This window comes from Marinobacter qingdaonensis, assembly GCF_034555935.1.
GTDB lineage: Bacteria > Pseudomonadota > Gammaproteobacteria > Pseudomonadales > Oleiphilaceae > Marinobacter > Marinobacter qingdaonensis.
Window position 1 is genome coordinate 1,649,090 of record NZ_JAYDCJ010000003.1, and the last position, 15,748, is coordinate 1,664,837.

16 protein-coding genes are annotated in these 15,748 nt (G+C 65.7%); 9 read left to right on the forward strand and 7 right to left on the reverse strand.

Annotation, left to right across the window (positions count from 1 at the left end):
- Positions 1 to 141: 141 nt before the first annotated feature.
- On the reverse strand, positions 142 to 849 hold the full coding sequence (locus tag U5822_RS10780) for a pseudouridine synthase (RefSeq protein ID WP_322855628.1): 708 nt from the start codon (positions 847 to 849) through the stop codon (positions 142 to 144).
- A gap of 55 nt (positions 850 to 904) precedes the next feature.
- Between U5822_RS10780 and U5822_RS10785 the strand changes: the two genes are divergently transcribed.
- The 5 genes from U5822_RS10785 (at position 905) to rarD (ending at position 6,005) form a co-directional block, all read left to right on the forward strand.
- The gene (locus tag U5822_RS10785; RefSeq protein WP_322855629.1) at positions 905 to 1,141 is read left to right on the forward strand and encodes a TIGR02647 family protein; all 237 of its coding nucleotides are present in this window, start codon (positions 905 to 907) and stop codon (positions 1,139 to 1,141) included.
- A 44-nt stretch (positions 1,142 to 1,185) separates the two neighbouring features.
- The gene (locus U5822_RS10790; RefSeq protein ID WP_322855630.1) at positions 1,186 to 1,920 is read left to right on the forward strand and encodes a TVP38/TMEM64 family protein; all 735 of its coding nucleotides are present in this window, start codon (positions 1,186 to 1,188) and stop codon (positions 1,918 to 1,920) included.
- A complete protein-coding gene (locus tag U5822_RS10795; protein WP_322855631.1) occupies positions 1,917 to 4,115 on the forward strand; it encodes a hypothetical protein in 2,199 nt (732 codons plus the stop codon). The genes U5822_RS10790 and U5822_RS10795 overlap by 4 nt, the downstream gene beginning before the upstream one ends.
- Positions 4,116 to 4,230: 115 nt before the next feature.
- Positions 4,231 to 5,118 carry a DMT family transporter gene (locus tag U5822_RS10800; protein ID WP_322855632.1) on the forward strand — a complete coding sequence of 296 codons (888 nt, stop codon included), beginning with the start codon at positions 4,231 to 4,233 and terminating at the stop codon, positions 5,116 to 5,118.
- On the forward strand, positions 5,115 to 6,005 hold the full coding sequence (gene rarD, locus U5822_RS10805) for an EamA family transporter RarD (protein ID WP_322855633.1): 891 nt from the start codon (positions 5,115 to 5,117) through the stop codon (positions 6,003 to 6,005). Before U5822_RS10800 ends, rarD begins: the two co-directional genes overlap by 4 nt.
- Before the next feature lie 18 nt (positions 6,006 to 6,023).
- On the opposite strand, the gene U5822_RS10810 is transcribed toward rarD, so the two are convergent.
- Positions 6,024 to 6,914, reverse strand: a complete 891-nt coding sequence (locus U5822_RS10810; protein ID WP_322855634.1) for a haloalkane dehalogenase — start codon at positions 6,912 to 6,914, stop codon at positions 6,024 to 6,026.
- 129 nt (positions 6,915 to 7,043) lie between these two features.
- On the opposite strand from U5822_RS10810, the gene U5822_RS10815 reads away from it, so the two are divergent.
- Positions 7,044 to 7,955, forward strand: coding sequence for a diacylglycerol/lipid kinase family protein (locus U5822_RS10815; protein ID WP_322855635.1), 912 nt, complete (start codon positions 7,044 to 7,046; stop codon positions 7,953 to 7,955).
- Positions 7,956 to 8,067: 112 nt separating this feature from the next.
- Positions 8,068 to 8,850 (forward strand): substrate-binding periplasmic protein, encoded by a 783-nt coding sequence (locus U5822_RS10820; protein ID WP_425259064.1) that lies wholly within the window; start codon positions 8,068 to 8,070, stop codon positions 8,848 to 8,850.
- Here U5822_RS10820 and U5822_RS10825 read toward each other — a convergent pair.
- Together U5822_RS10825 and U5822_RS10830 are read right to left on the reverse strand one after the other, a co-directional pair.
- Positions 8,844 to 9,875 carry a sterol desaturase family protein gene (locus U5822_RS10825; protein WP_425259406.1) on the reverse strand — a complete coding sequence of 344 codons (1,032 nt, stop codon included), beginning with the start codon at positions 9,873 to 9,875 and terminating at the stop codon, positions 8,844 to 8,846. The genes U5822_RS10820 and U5822_RS10825 overlap by 7 nt on opposite strands.
- Before the next feature lie 80 nt (positions 9,876 to 9,955).
- Positions 9,956 to 10,984, reverse strand: coding sequence for a GlxA family transcriptional regulator (locus tag U5822_RS10830; protein ID WP_322855636.1), 1,029 nt, complete (start codon positions 10,982 to 10,984; stop codon positions 9,956 to 9,958).
- A gap of 124 nt (positions 10,985 to 11,108) precedes the next feature.
- Here U5822_RS10830 and U5822_RS10835 point away from each other — a divergent pair, with 124 nt between their 5' ends.
- Positions 11,109 to 12,011 (forward strand): alpha/beta fold hydrolase, encoded by a 903-nt coding sequence (locus tag U5822_RS10835; protein ID WP_322855637.1) that lies wholly within the window; start codon positions 11,109 to 11,111, stop codon positions 12,009 to 12,011.
- On the opposite strand, the gene U5822_RS10840 is transcribed toward U5822_RS10835, so the two are convergent.
- A complete protein-coding gene (locus U5822_RS10840; protein WP_322855638.1) occupies positions 12,008 to 12,520 on the reverse strand; it encodes a DUF2244 domain-containing protein in 513 nt (170 codons plus the stop codon). The two genes, U5822_RS10835 and U5822_RS10840, sit on opposite strands and share 4 nt — an antisense overlap.
- A gap of 175 nt (positions 12,521 to 12,695) precedes the next feature.
- On the opposite strand from U5822_RS10840, the gene mtgA reads away from it, so the two are divergent.
- Positions 12,696 to 13,397: a monofunctional biosynthetic peptidoglycan transglycosylase gene (mtgA, locus tag U5822_RS10845; protein WP_425259066.1), complete on the forward strand. Its 702-nt coding sequence runs from the start codon at positions 12,696 to 12,698 to the stop codon at positions 13,395 to 13,397.
- Here the strand turns inward: mtgA and U5822_RS10850 are convergent.
- Both U5822_RS10850 and U5822_RS10855 read right to left on the reverse strand, forming a co-directional pair.
- Positions 13,373 to 14,074 carry a response regulator gene (locus U5822_RS10850; RefSeq protein WP_322855640.1) on the reverse strand — a complete coding sequence of 234 codons (702 nt, stop codon included), beginning with the start codon at positions 14,072 to 14,074 and terminating at the stop codon, positions 13,373 to 13,375. The genes mtgA and U5822_RS10850 overlap by 25 nt on opposite strands.
- A complete protein-coding gene (locus U5822_RS10855; RefSeq protein ID WP_322855641.1) occupies positions 14,071 to 15,660 on the reverse strand; it encodes a sensor histidine kinase in 1,590 nt (529 codons plus the stop codon). The genes U5822_RS10850 and U5822_RS10855 overlap by 4 nt, the downstream gene beginning before the upstream one ends.
- Positions 15,661 to 15,748: the final 88 nt, after the last annotated feature.

Below are 15,748 nucleotides of genomic sequence, written 5' to 3' on the forward strand. Positions count from 1 at the left end.
CAGTTGTCGTAGTGGAAGGGGGTAATAACTGTTGTTGGCCATCACATCAGACCGTCCCTGGACAGGTGTCATTGCTTGATTTAACGATAGCCATTTAACAGCAATTTCGCTCAGACGGACCTGCTATGGATCAACTTCGGATCAATCCCTTTCGGGGTGAACAGAGGCGATTTCGGCGTCACTCAATGGACGCACGCCGCCGGGCATCAGGTTGTGGTCGAGTTGGATACGCCCCATGCGTTCCCGGTGCAGGCCGGTGACGCGATTGCCGCAGGCGTGGAACATGCGCTTGATCTGGTGGTAGCGCCCTTCGTAGATGGTGACCCGAGCCTCGCAGGGCGCCAGGGGTTCCAGCAGGGCCGGTGAGGTCCGCAGCTGCTCGAACTCGAACCAGATGCCCTCGGCGAAGCGGTCGGCGGTGTCGGGGCCGATTGGGTAGGCCGTGGTGACCCGGTAGACCTTGGGCAACTTGACCCGGGGTTCGGTCAGCTGGCGGGACCAGGCGCCGTCGTTGGTGAGGATCAGCAAGCCGGTGCTGGCGCGGTCGAGTCGGCCGGCAATGTGCAGGTCCGGCGGCAGGCCGGGCGGCACCAGCTCCAGCACCGTGGGGTGAACCGCATCCACGGTGGCGCTCAGGTAGCCGGCGGGTTTGTGCAGCATCAGGTAATGGGCGGTCGCACCGGTCTGCACCTCGGTGTCGTCCAGGTGCACGGTGGCAAACCGGTCTACGTCTTGGGCGCCGTGTCGGCAGACCCGGCCGTTGACCCGCACCCGACCGGCGGCGATCAGCCGGTTGGCGGACTGGCGGCTGGTGCCATCCCGATTGCTGAGAATTCTGGAAAGCTTCATGGAGTGAATCGACTATGCTGAAGGAAAAGCAACGACCCTAACACGAGGAATTGCCATGCCATTTTCCGCTGATCACCTGGCCGAACTCAATCTTCTGGCGCAGTTTCCGTCCACTTCCAGTCAGGAGGGCATCAAGGTGCATGCTCATTCGGCCGCCCCGGAAACCGTGCGTGCCGCCGAGACCCTCTTTGCCCGTGGCCTGATCAGCCAGAAGGATGGTGGCTACCTAACGCCCCTGGGGGCAGAAGCAGTGGAGCTGACCCAGAAACTCCAGTCCATATTAACCAGTTGAGGCCGGCCTCCTGAGCGGGAGCTTGTCGGCCCGGGTACCGGGTTATGGCCGATTGGAAAAAGTCCCCCATCCTGTGGATGGCGGTCAGCATCGCCAGTGTCGGGCTCATTGTCGGCACCCTGACGGCGTTGGGCGTTCACCATCAGGTGCTCGACCTGCTGCGCTGGGTGGATGACCAGGGGGCCTGGGCTGCCGCGGTGTTCATTGGCATCATGGCCCTGGCCATGGTGCTGCTCCTGCCCGGGATCCTGCTGACCACCGGGGCTGGATTTGTATTCGGCGTGCTGGAGGGCACCGTCTACGTGGTGGTCGGTACCACCCTGGGGTCGGCGATGGCGTTTCTCATTGCGCGGCACTTTTTCAGCAAGCGGGCCCATGTCTACATCCGCAGGACCGCCCAGCTCTCGGTGGTCAGCAGTGAGCTGGCGCCCCACGGCTGGAAGATCGTGCTCCTGACCCGGCTGATCCCCTTCTTCCCCGGCAAGCTGGCCAATTTCCTGTTCGGGCTGACCCATTTTTCCTTTTCCGGCTTCGTGGTCGGCACCTTCATCGGAATCATCCCCTTCTCGCTGCACAACGTCTACCTGGGGTCGCTGGCGGCGGACCTGTCTACACTGTGGGTGCGCGACAGCGACCGGTCGGCCCTGGAGTGGGCGGTCTACGGCACCGGTTTTGCCGGCACCGTGGTCGCGGTGGTGTTTCTGAACCGACTGGCCCGGCGGGCGCTGGCCCGCTACCGGGTGGAAACGGAAGCGACGGACAACGGGAGTGCCCCATGAGCTGGATGAAGTGGTTGCCTTGGCGGTATCTGGTCAAGCGCATGGCCGATCGACACGGGTTTCTCGACCCGATTGCCTTGCTGGCCAAGCTGCACAGCTTTGCCCAACCCTCGGAAGTGGGCGAACCCATCGAACTGCTGCGGGCCGGGGTGGTGTTCCACGCCCGGGGCCTGATCAACAGCCGGGTCATCCAGCACAACCTGGACTGGGTCTGGCCCTACTGGGTCGAGCGCCAGTTCGATCCCAACGATCGCGCCTTCATCCCGCGGGCGTTTTCCATCACTCACATCAACCTCAGCAACCGGAACTGGACCGCCGTCGGCCAACCGGACATCGAAACCCTGCCGGTGGTGGACCCCCGGGGCCTGGTCACGCCCCTGTACGATGGCTGGTCCCTGGACGGCTGGCTGCTGGCCGACGATGGCCGCTGCCTGTTGCCGTCGCGCTGCAAGACCAGCCGACAGTGGCTGGAACTGGACGGCGAGACGCCCTGCGTGGTGACCGAATCGGAGCTGGACGGCCTGCATCTGGTGAGCCGGGCCCGGGTGATCATGCAGGCCGGCCGCCCGCTGTGCGAGCTGGTGTTGCAGGGACGCTCGCAGGCGTCGGGGTCGCTGGTGCTGTCCCTGCGTCCGGCCAATCCGGAGGGCGTGGCCTTCATTCACCGGGTCAACCTCAAGCCCCATCGCGACGGCTGGCAGGTGGAAGGCCGCCATCCGGTGATGTTCAGCAAGCCGGCTGCCCACCATCATGTGTCGGACTACCGCCAGGGCGACGTGCACATTCACCTGGCCGACATCGACGACCAGAACGAGGGTCGCTGTGACGTCGGCCTGGTCACCGCCGCCGCCCTGTTCCCGGTGCAGCCCGGTGAAATCACGGAACTGACGGTGACGGTGCCACTGATGAAAAGCAGCGAGGTCGCGCCCTGGGCCTCGTCCTGGCCCGACACCCTGGCGGGTCACGCCCGGCTGGAGTGCCCGGACGCCCACTGGCAGTTCCTCTACGAGGCGGCCCTGCGCTCCCTGGTGCTGCATTCGCCCGCCGACGTCTACCCGGGCCCCTACACCTACAAGCGGTTCTGGTTCCGGGACGCGGCGTTCATCATCCACGCCTTGCTGTGCACCGGCATGACCGAGCGCGCGGAGCGGGCGCTGATCCGATTCCCCGGGCGCCAGCAGAAGAGTGGCTATTTCCGCTCCCAGGAAGGGGAGTGGGACGCCAACGGCGAGGTGCTGTGGATCCTGCAGCGGTTCCAGGCCATCACCGGCCGGCCCCTGTCCGGGGACTTGATCGAATCGGTGACCCGGGGCGCGGACTGGATCCAGAACAAACGCCTGAGCCCGAGCCTGGACAGCCCCCACGCTGGCCTGTTGCCGGCCGGCTTCAGCGCCGAGCATCTGGGCCCGAATGACTATTACTACTGGGACGATTTCTGGGGCATCGCCGGCTTGAAGGCTGCGGCCGAGCTGGTGCAGGCCGGGGATCCGGACGCCAGCGAGCGCTTTGCCGCCGGGGCCCGGGACTTTACCGACAGCGTCGATGCCAGTCTGGCCCGGTGCGAACAACGGCTGCGGCGCCCGGGCATGCCGGCCTCGCCGTACCGGCGCCTGGATGCCGGCGCCATCGGCTCCCTCGCCCTGGGCTACCCGACCCAGCTGTGCGCCCCGGACGACCCGCGCCTGCTGGACTGTGTCGAGCACCTGCTGGCCAACTGCTTCGTCAACGGTGCCTTCTACCAGGACATGATCCACTCGGGCCTGAACGCCTACCTGACCCTGCACGTGGCCCAGGTGCTGCTGCGGGCCGGCGATGGCCGTTACCTCGAGCTGATGGATGCGGTGGCTCGGTTGGCCTCGCCCACGGGACAGTGGCCCGAGGCCATCCACCCGGGCACCGGTGGCGGCTGCATGGGCGACGGTCACCATGTGTGGGCGTCGGCGGAGTGGGTGTTGATGGTGCGCAACTGCTTTGTCCGGGAGGAGGGCGACCGGCTGATCCTGTGTGCGGGCGTGCCGGCGCGGTGGCTGGAGCAGGATCAGCCGATCCGGTTCGGGCCGGCGCCCACCGGCTTCGGCCCGGTGACGGTCAGCATTCAGCCCAACCCGGGCGGCGAGCCGAAAGTGACCTGGGAAGGGGATTGGCACGCGGAGGAGCCGGTCATCGAGGTGCGCCTGCCACGGGCCTCGCCCTGAACATCTGTACCGGTTGTTAAACCGGTTTTCTGTATCTGTTTTGCTTGCCTGCTAACTTTTACAGTAGTCGGCTCGGGTTGCTCCCGACCAAATCCTCGGACACCGGTTGCCATTGATGCGCTCACTCTTTTACTCGTTCTTCGTGCCCGCCCTGTTTGTCTGGCTGTGGAGCACCGGCTTTATCGGCGCCAAGTACGGCCTGCCCTTTGCCGAGCCGTTTACCCTGCTGCTGATCCGCATGCTGCTGACCCTGGTGCTGTTGCTGGGCCTGGCCTGGGTCATGAAGACCCGCTGGCCGGGCTGGCGCGGTGCCGGGCACCTGGCGGTCACCGGTATCCTGGTGCACGGGTTTTACCTGGGCGGCGTCTATTACGCCATCGAGGACGGTATGGCCTCGGGCATCGTGTCGCTGATCGTGGGCCTGCAGCCCCTGGTGACCGCGGCCGCAGCGGTGCTGTTCCTGAAAGAGGCGGTGACCGGCCGGCAATGGCTGGGGCTGGCCCTGGGCCTGGTGGGTGTTGCCCTGGTGCTGGTGGAAAAGTTCGGCGGCACCGGCGCGGGCAGCGGTTTCTCGCCCTGGGCCCTGGTCTGGGCCTTGTTTGCCCTGGCAGGCATTTCCCTGGGCACGGTCTACCAGAAACGCCATGGCACCGGCGCCGACCTGGTGGCCGGTACCCTGATCCAGTACGGCGCGGCCGCCACCTTCTTCGCCATCGGCGCCTTCACCCTGGAGTCCCGCGAGGTGGAGTGGGCGCTGCAGTTGCAGCTGTCCATGGCCTGGCTGGTGTTGGGGGTGTCCATCGGTGCCATCCTGCTGCTGATGTGGCTGATTCGTCAGGGTGCCGCGTCCCAGGTCGCCAGTCTGTTCTACCTGGTGCCACCGGTGACGGCTCTGGAGGCCTACCTGCTGTTCGATGAGCGCCTGGGTGGCCTGGCCATGGTCGGTGGCCTGGTGGCCATCACCGGCGTGGCCCTGGTCGTGACCCAGAAGAGGCCGGCATGAACGAAACCACGCGCGGCGTCTGGTTCGGCCTGTCGGCCTACACCCTCTGGGGCTGCTTCCCGCTGTTTTTCGCCCTGTTCGAGGGGGTGCCGGCGTTCGAGATCCTGGTGCACCGGATCGTCTGGTCCTGCGTGTTCCTGGCGCTGGTGATCAGCGGGCTGCGGCGCTGGCCGGCGGTCAGCTCGGCCCTGGCCAATCCGGCCCAGCTCTGGCGGGTGCTCGGCTGCGCGCTGCTGATAGCCGCCAACTGGGGCATCTACATCTACTCGGTGGAAACCCGGCACGTGCTCCAGGCCAGCCTGGGCTATTTCCTCACGCCGCTGGTGAACGTGGCGCTGGGCATGCTGGTGTTGCGCGAGCGCATGGGCCCCTGGCAACTGGCGGCGGTGGCGCTGGCCGGGATGGGGATCCTGATCCAGTTGGTGATGCTCGGGGAACTGCCCTGGATCACCCTGGCCCTGGCCATTACCTTTGGCACCTATGGCCTGCTGCGCAAGCAGGTGGTGCTGGACGGCCTGTCCGGGCTGTTCGTGGAAACCCTGTTGCTGCTGCCGGTGGGGCTGCTCACCTTCGCCTGGCTCGGCTATTCCGGTGCCTCCCACTTCGGCGACAGCCTGTACACCGGTGTCCTGCTGATGGCCAGCGGCATCGTCACCGCCATTCCCCTGCTGCTGTTTGCCGGCGCCGCCCGACGGCTGCGCCTGGCCACCGTCGGCTTCCTGATGTACATCAACCCGACCCTGCAGTTCTTCATCGCCCTGCTGGTGTTCGGCGAACCCCTGAGCCAGGTCCAGTTGGCCAGCTTCGTGGTGATCTGGCTGGCCCTGGGCCTGTACAGCTGGTCTTCCTGGCACTATCGGCCGCGGGTGCCGGCCGGCCAGAACTGAGCCGCGGGTCCGGGCGCGTCAGGGCAGCCGGGCCAGCAGCTCGTTGATCGCCCGGGCGAAGGGCACCGGTGAGTCTTCCTGCAGAAAATGCCCGCCCTTCAGGGTCACGTGCGGTTGGCCCTGGGCGCCGGGAATGCGCTTCTGCATGTAGGCATCGCCGCCCCGGGTGATCGGGTCGCCGTTGCTGAAGGTGGTCAGGAAGGGTTTGTCCCACTGCTCCAGCACCGCCCAGGCGGCACGGTTGGCCTCGGTGGCGGGATCGTCCGGGGTCATCGGCACCAGGCGCGGGAAGGCGCGGGCGCCGGCCTTGTATTTCTTGCCCGGGAAGGGCGCGTCGTAGGCCCGGATCTCGTCCGGCCCCAGTTTGCGGAACGAGCCGGCGTTGATGATCCGGCCGATCGGGAACCAGGGGCTGTGCAAGGCGAAATTCTTCCAGATCTTGAACGCTGGTGGCGCCTTCTGGTCGCCGGTCGGCAGCATGCCATTGCCCACCACAATGGCCCGAAACCGGTCCGGGTTTTCCGCCGCCAGCCGCAACCCCAACAGCGAGCCCCAGTCCTGGCACACCAGGGTGATCTCCGTCAGTTCCAACTGGTCAATGAAGCCCTGCATCCAGTCCATGTGCTGTTGGTAGCTGTAGTCGTCGATGGCGGTGGGTTTGTCCGATTTGCCGAAACCGATCAGGTCGGGCGCCAGGACCCGATGCCCGGCGGCGGCACAGACCGGGATCATGTGGCGGTACAGGTAGGACCAGGACGGCTCGCCGTGCAGCATCAGGATCGGCTTGGCATCGGCCGGTCCCTCATCCACGTAATGCATGCGCAGGCCATTCAGGTCTAGGTAGTGAGGGTCGAACGGGTAGTCCAGCAGGCGTTCAAAACGTTTTTCCGGAGTTCTGACAAAATCCATGGCGGGAGCCTTCTCGGTGGACGATTATTGTTATGGCTAGGGCGCAGAGTCCCCAGGCTGGGCGATCCTGAGTGTGCCCGGCACCGCCCGGGGCGTCAATTTCAGAAACCAACACACGGAAGCACAGGTATGACCCATTGGCTGGTTGCAAATCCCAAGGCTGGAACGGGCGAACGGGACCGGGAATTCTGGCTGGAACAGCTGGCGGCGGCCGGCGTGCCTGAACCGGAATGCTGCGAGTTCGATGACCAGCGCTGGACCGACCGGGTGCAGCCGGGCGATACCGTGATGGTGGCCGGCGGCGATGGTTCAGTGAACCGGGGCGCGCGTCTTTGTCGCCGCAAGCAGGCGGTGCTGGCGGTGCTGCCGTCGGGTACGGCCAACGACTTTGCCCGTAACCTGGACCTGCCCGAGGCGCCCGATCAGATCTGCGCGCTGATTGCCCAGGGCATCACCCAGCGCGTGGATGTGGCCGAATTCGGCGAGCAGCTGTTCCTGAACGTGGCCCACATTGGGCTGGGCACCCTGCCGGTACGGGAGTCCGAAAGCACGGAAAAAAAACTGTTCGGCCGGTTCAGCTACGGTATCGGGCTGCTGCGCCGGATCAATGCCAATCGCGGTTTCAAGGCGGAAATCCGCTGTGACAAGGGCTTCGTCAAGGGCCGATGGCTGTCCATTGCGGTCGCCAGCGGTGCCTTCTTCGGGGGCGGCAATGAGATCCCCCAGGCCGCCGCCAACGACGGCCAGCTGGACGTGATTGCGGTCAAACCCAGGCCCCTGTTCCAGCTGCTGCTGACCTTCCTGATGGTCCGGCTGAACCGGCGTTCACCCAGGCGGACCAGCACCCTGATTCACCTCAAGGGCAGCCACTGCACGGTGCGCACCGGCAAGCCCAAGACCGTGACCGCCGATGGCGATGTGGTGGGGCAGACACCGCTGGATGTGACCTGCCGTCCCGGTGTGCTTGAGGTGATCGGGGCCCAGGTGGTGGCCACCGGCTCCGACGAGCAAACCGCCAGGGCGGAACCGACCGGGTCCTGACTGCGTGGAGCCTGGCGGATACGTTTTGTCACTGACTTTTGGAAGCGTTGGCGTAATCATGTGCGCCGAACTCAAAATCCGTTAAATCCATATGTCGAATAAGGACATAAGAATGCCAAGAATGAACCAAGCGCCGGTGTCCCGATCCATGGCCGCCGCAATGGCCGGCCTGGTGGCGCTATTGCTGACCGGCCTGAGCATGACGGCCGCCGCAGCCGAACGGCTGTACATTTTTACCGAGAATTACCCGCCCTATAACGCCGCCGTGTCGGGCAAGGGCTTCGCCCATGGCGAGGAGGACATCACGGGCATCTGCACCGACATGGTCAAGGCCATGCTGGCCCGGGTCGACTACGACTACGTCATGAAGATGCGGGCCTGGAGCTACGCCTACGACTGGGTCCAGGAGCGGGAAAACCACGGTCTGTTCTGCACCGCCCGGACCGACGAACGCGAGGACCTGTTCCAGTGGGTCGGGCCGCTGGCCTCCATCAAGTGGACCCTGTTTGCCGCGCCGGATTCCGACATCAAACTGACCACCCTGGAAGACGCCCGGGGACTGAAAATCGCCGGCTACAAGGGTGATGTGATGTCCGAGTACCTGGTGGAGCAGGGCTTCGAAGTGGCCATGGGGCTGTCCGGCGACGTCAACGCCCAGCGTCTGGTGCTGGGCCAGGCCGACCTGTGGGTGACCGATGGCCTGGTGGGGCCCCTGGTGGCGGAAGAGGAGCACGGCATCACCGGCCTCAAGCCGGTGCTGGTGTTCCGGGAGACCCCCATGTATCTGGCCCTGAGCAAGAGTACCGATCCGGCCGTGGTGGCCGATCTGCAGCGGGCCCTGGACGCGGCCCGGGCCGCCGGTGAGCTGGACGCGGTGGCCGCGCGCTATCAGTAGCGCGGGGTGTCCGCACCGGGCACCGGGGCCGGTGGTGCCGGGCGGCGCCGCCGTTTGCGCGCCAGCTCCACGAACGGGGTGACGATCAGGCTGTAGACCGTCGAATAACGCTCGGCGTCCCGCTGGCCGGTGCCAAACCGGATGGCCTCCGGGGTGCTGGTGGTGGTGTAGAGGGTGCCGAACATCCAGTCCCAGATCGACAGGTTGGTGCCGAAATTCTTGTTGAAATGCCGCGGCGCGTCGCTGTGGTGGATCTGGTGCTGGGCCGGACTGTTCAGAATGCGCTCGACCCGCGGGCCGAAGGACAGCCAGACGTGGCTGTGCCTGAGGTTGGCGGCCAGGGCATTGAACACGAACACCAGGTAGGTCACCCCGAACAGGGTGTAGCGGCTGATTTCACCGCCGCACAGATACCAGAACACCCCGGCGTACAGGCCCACGCAGATCACCGACGCCAGCCGCTCCACCACCTTCTCCACGAAATGAATCCGGCTGGCGGTGGCCGGCACCAGCACCGGCGCCGAATGGTGCACCTTGTGGAACTCCCAGAGCCAGCGGGAATGGAAGGCCCGATGCACCCAGTAATGTTTGAAATCCCGCACCAGGAACAGGCCAAGTCCGTACAGCAGCGACAGCCCGAGGTTCTCGCCCAGCTGGGGCCGGGCGCCCCAGAGGTTGGTGAAGAAGGCGATGTAGTCGCCGGAGCGGAACACCAGCGGGTCTACCAGGGCCACCAGGGGTAGCACCAGGGCCACCTTCAGAACGGCGCGGATCAGGTAGTACTGGTAGTCGAGCAGGGCGGAGCGATGCAGGTAGACCCGGCTGCCGCCGATGAATTGCCAGAACGAGCCGGCGTCGGTCAGGCCCCGGTGCTTGCGGAAGCGGAACAGGCCGTAGGCGACGGTGTAGGAAATGCACAGGAACAGCACGCCGAAGCGCCCGTTCAGATCGAAGATGCCCAGAAAGCGGTCGGTGACCGGCGCCAGGACCACCCGGTCCAGTTCAGCAAAAAGATCGATTAACAGCTCCAACACTCACCACCCCGCCTATGCCAACGGCGGCGAAGTGTATGAAATGCACTCAATAAAAGCAATGATAGAGATTCTCAACTAATCCGGCTGACCGGTTCTGGCCGACTCCGGCGCGGCGTCACGTAGCTGAACCGGCGGCGGTACTCTTCCATGGTGCACCCGACGTTGCGCTTGAACAGGCGCCGGAACGAGCTGGCGTCCTCGTAACCCACATCCCAGATGATCTGCGCCGTCTGCCGGCGACTGGACTCCAGGCCGTGCTTGGCGGCTTCAATGCGCAGGTGCTGCAGGTAGCTCAGTGGCGTTTCGCCGGTGGCCTCCTTGAACCGGCGCTTGAAGGTGCGGGGGCCCAAGTGGGCGCGCTCGGCGAGGTCGTCGATGTGAATGGCGTCGGCGTAGTGTTGCTCGAGCCAGCCCTGGATGTCGCCAATGACCTCGTCCTGGTGCGCCCGGCTGCCATAGAAGCTCATGTACGGGGTCTGTTCTGACCGGCGTGCGTCCAGAATCAGTAGCTTGCTGCAGGCCATGGCCAGGGCCGGCGAGCCGAGCCGCTCCACCAGGTACAGGCACAGGTCGACAAACGAGGTGGCGCCGCCGGCGCAGATGATCTGACCGTTATCCACCAGCAACTGGTCGGACTCCAGCCGCAGGGTCGGGTAGCGCCGCCGGAACGCCGGGGCGGCCCGCCAGTGGGTGGTGGCCACCTGCTGGTCCAGCAGCCCGGCTTCGGCCAGGACGAAGCTGCCGGTACAGACGCTGGCCACGATTGCGCCCCGGTCGATGGCCGACTGCAGCCAGGCATGCAGGGGCCGGGACTGACTCAAAGCAGTGTCGATGTGGCGATCGCCCAGCACCGCCTCCATGGCGGAGCCGACGATGATGACGTCGGCCGGGTAATCCTGCCATCGCACCGTCGGGGCGATGGCAATGCCGCTGTAGGAATACACCGGCTGGTTGTCCACGGTTACGATCTGACAGTCGAAGCGCGGCGCCGTGCGGTTGGCCGCGCGATCGCAGAAATTGGCGGCGGCGAAGAAATCCATGACGCCAATAACGCCACTGCCGTGGCAGAAGGGCAGGGCAACGATGGCAATGCGGGTCATGGCGAAATGTCCTTTTTAGCATCTACGGTGTCAAATATGACACTCTGCCCGTGTGCTGGCAAGTTCTACTCTGGAACCGTCAAATCAGGTTGGCCCGTCGGCCAACGGCAGAGGAGGACTCGACATGACTGCTCAACTCACCATCGACACTGGCCTTGCAACCACCTTGTCCCGCCCGCGGCTGTCGCCCCGGCTGCGGCAGGCGGCCCGGGTGGGCGCCCTTCTGTCCCTGTTGCACCGGGTGGCGCCCCGGTCCGCCAGCGATCTGGTGGAAAAACTGTTCTTTTCGCCCCGTCGGCTGGGCCTGCCGATCCGGTACGAACACCTGCTGGATGAGGCCGACAGCTACACCCAGCTGCAACATGGCGCCCACACTATCCCGGTCTACAGCTGGGGCCAGGGCCCGGTGGTCCTCATGGTCCACGGCTGGTCTGGTGGCGGTATCCAGTTTGGCGCCTACGTTGCCCCGCTGGTTGCAGCCGGCTACCGGGTGGTGGTGTTCGATGCACCGGCCCATGGTCGGGCCCAGGGCAGTCGCACCCACCTGTACGAGATGGCCGAGGTGGTCACCAAGGTGGCAGCCAGCGTTGGCGTCATTGACACCATCATCGCCCACTCCATCGGCAGTCTGGCCACGGCCCGAGCGGTGGCCGACGGGGTCGACGCCCGCCAGCTGGTGATGCTGGCACCGCCGAAGGATCTGGCCTCGGTGGTCGCCGGCTTCGGCGCCGCCCTCGGCTTGCCGGCGGCCATGATTGAGGAGCATCGCCGTCGCATGGAGGCACGCTTCGGTGACCAGGTCTGGCAGCGCTTCTCCTTCGATCACCTGGCGCCGGTGTTGAGCCAGAAAGGGTTGGTGGTGGTGGACCTGGATGACCAGTCGATCCCCGCCAGCCAGAGTGACCAGGTGCATCTGCGCTGGCCGCACTCGGAGAAACTGCAGACCTCGGGGCTTGGCCACTATCGGCTGCTCTGGCACCCGCAGGTGGTGCAGCCCGTCATCCGCCGGATTGTCGCCGGTGCCTAGAACCACAGCCCGATCTCCGGATCGGGCGCTTTTCGTTCCACCACCAGGCCTCGGGTCTCCAGCACCTGCACCAGGGCATCGGTGTCGTCGATGTTGAGGAAATCACCCAGCGCCACCCGGGTGTCCCGGTGAATCAGTTCCAGTTTGGGCGGCGTAAACGGATGCTCGGGCAGGTTCAGGCGCAACCGGGCGTAGCGACGGGGCAGAGTCCATTCCGCCTGCTTGCGGGTCCGGCCCTTGGCCAGGTGGATGTCCTGGTCGTCGATGGTCAGCACTTCCCGGCGCTGGCAGGCCCGGGAGGTCAGGTAGAAACCGGTGGCCAGGGCCAGTAGCTCGAGCCCGGCGAAGGGGATGATGACCCAGGCGCCGGCCAGGGCCATGCCGGTGGCGATCACCGCAGACACGGTGAGCAGGGCAAGCCAGATGCGGACGTTGCCACGCCAGCTCAGGGAGTGATTGGGTGTGAGCAGAAGCCGGATGCCGTCCGGGTGCGAGAGTTGCTCAACCATGGTCCGATGCCTTGGGTTCCGGGTGCCTGTGTGATCAGGCTCTTCCGGTATACGACGCAGGCGGGCGGGTCGATGAGTCGGCCCGCCTGACGTATCGGTAATTCAAACGGGAATCAAATCGCGACATACTGGCGACCTGCTTTCATCATAGTCAAAACGGTGCGGTGGCGAATACGTGGCGCGACGATCCCTGATGCGAAAATGGTTCCGAACCCTGGCCTGGGCGCTGGCTGGTGCGTGCGCGTTGGTGCTCGGGATCATCCTGCTGTTTCGCTTTGTTGACCCGCCCACCTCCAGCTTCATGCTCGGCCACCGGCTGGCGTCGCCGGAGCAGGGCTTGTACCAGGAGTGGGTCGACCTGGGCGATATCTCGCCCTGGATGCCGTTGGCGGTGGTGGCCAGTGAGGACCAGCGCTTCCCCGATCACTGGGGCGTGGATTTTGCCGCCATTCGCAAGGCCCTGGCCGAGTACCAGGCCGGTGACGGACTGCGGGGCGCCAGCACCATTACCCAGCAGACCGCCAAGAATCTGTTCCTGTGGAATGGCCGCAGCTTCGTGCGCAAGACCCTGGAGGCGGGCCTGGCGCTCAGCCTGGAGGCGTTGTGGCCCAAGGAACGCATCCTCGAGGTGTACCTGAACATCGCCGAATTCGGCCCGGGTATCTACGGCGTGGAGGCCGCGAGCCGACGCTTCTACGGTATTTCGGCCGGCCAGTTGTCGCCGGGGCAAGCGGCCCGGCTGGCGGCGGTGCTGCCGAACCCGAAGGTGTTGAGCGTGGTCGAGCCATCGCCCTACGTCTGGGAGCGGGTGGCCTGGATTCGTGGCCAGATGGCGCAGCTGTCGGGCCTGAATTACCTGGACGGCGTGCTGCGATAACGCCGTTCCGGCCGGCCGACGTTGCCATAGCTGACCTCGGCGTCGGCTTCCCCATGCCCCACCAGAAACTCCAGGTATCGCCGGGCCGTGGTGCGCGAGGCACCCATGGCCGCGCCCACGTCTTCCGCACTCCATTCGCCGCCGCCGGCCAGCACCTCGCGGATCTTGTCCAGAGTGATGGCGTCGATGCCTTTCGGCAGCCGATCTTCCCGGGTGGGCGCCGTGGCCCCTTCGTCCGGGCTGGTCCGTGGGATCAGCAGGTCCACCTCTTTCTGCGCCACCTGATCCAGTCCCGACAGGCGGTCGAGGTGGTCCCGGTAACGCTGGACCGCCTCGGCCAGGCGTTCGAACACCAACGGCTTGAGAATGTAGTCGAACACACCGCCGCGCAGGGCGCTGCGCAGGGTGTCTACTTCCTTGGCGGCGGTGATCAGGATCACGTCACTGGCGCTGTCCGAGGCGCGTAATTCCCGCAGCAGGTCCAGGCCGTTGCCGTCGGGGAAATACACGTCCAGCAAAATCAGGTCCGGGGTCAGTACGTCGATCAGGTCCCGGGCATCGGCCAGGGTGTGGGCGATGCCACAGAGTTCCACCTGGTCCAGGCGTTCGACGAAGCGGCGCTGGATCTCCGCGATCTGGCGGTCATCTTCGATGATCAGCAGGCGAATGGGGCTCAATGGCTGTCTCTCCTGTCGGGTCGTTTGGGCAGGTATAGGGTAAACCGGCTGCCGCCGTCTGGCAGGTCATCCACGGTCACCGAGCCGCCCCAGCGGGCGAGGAACTGGCTGACCAGGTGCAGGCCGTAGCCGTGGCTGTCGCCGGCCTTGCTGCTCACGCCTTTCTCAAAGATGCGGGTCCGCTCGGATTCCGGTATGCCCGCGCCCTGGTCCTCGACCTCAAAGATCAGGTCGTCGCCGAGATCGGTCATGGACAGGGTCACCCGGCCGCCTTCGCCGGTGTGCTGGCGGGTCGCCTCCAGGGCGTTGTCGATCAGGTTGCCGAGCACGCTAACCAACTGCTCCCGGGGCAGGTCGTCGGGTACGTCGGCCATCTGGCTGTCCGGGTCGATCACCAGCGTCAGGCCCATCTCCCGGGCCCGGTTGTACTTGCCGAGCAGACAGCCGGCGATGACCGGGTCGGGCACCGCCTCCAGCAGCAGGTGAATGAGCGCCTGGTGGTCGCTGACCTCGCTGCCGATCAGGTTGAGGGCGTCGCTGGTGGCGCCAATCTGGATCAGGCCGGCAATGGTGTGCAGCTTGTTGGAGTACTCGTGAGTCTGGCTGCGCAGGGTGTCGGCGTACTGCTGGATGCGGGTCAGCTGCCGGCTGACCTGGTCCACCTCATTGCGCAGCCGGAAACTGGCCACCACGCCGATGATGTCGTCGCCCTGGCGCACCGGCAGCCGGTTGACCACCATCTGGCGGTTGCGCATCCACACCTCGCGGTCGAAATCCGGCACGCCGGAGGCCAGCACCGTGAGCAGGTCGCTCTCCGGCAGTACCTCGAGGATGGGGCGGCCGGCCAGCGGGGTATCCGGGGCCAGCCCCAGGGTGTCCAGGGCGGCCCGGTTCATGGTGGTGATCACGCCGTCCCGGTTGATGGCGATGATGCCCTCGCGCACCGATTGCAGGGTGGCGTCCCGTTCCTGGAACAGGCGCGCGATCTCTTCCGGTTCGAGCCCGAAGATGGCGCGTTTGAAACGGCCGGCGATGATGATGGCGGCAACGATGCTGACCAGCAGCATCAGGCCTACCACGCCGTAGAGCACGAAGTTGTAGCGTTGAATGGTGGCCTCGACCTGGTTCACCGAATAGCCGACCGAGACGATGCCGATGATGGCGTCGGCGTCCCGGTCCCGCACCGGCGCCTTGCCGCGCATGGACTCGCCCAGGCTGCCCATGGCCCGGGCCACGTAGGCCTGGCCCTGCTTGAGGGCGCGGCTGCCATCGTCGCCGTCGTCGTCGGCCATGGAGTGGCCGAGCCGGGACGGGTCGGGGTGGGCGAGGCGGATGGCCTGGTCGTCGCCGATGACGATGAACAGGGCCTCGTTGGTTTCGGCCAGGCGCCGGGCCAGGTCGTTGAGTCCGGCCCGGTCCCGTGTGCGTATGCCCTCGATCACGGCCGGGGTCGCGGCCACCGTCTTGGCCACCATCAGCGCCCGCTGACCAATCTCGTCGTACAGGGAGTCGCTCAGGTAATAACCGGCAAAGGCACCAATCAGCGCGGTCTGCAGTGCGCTGACCAGCCCCAGGGTCAGGATCATCCGGGTTTTCAGTTTGGTTTTTCGGAACACAGCGTTGAACGGGCAGTTTGTTGTCGTTAGGGCTTCAGGGTAAAGCACGGACGCGGAT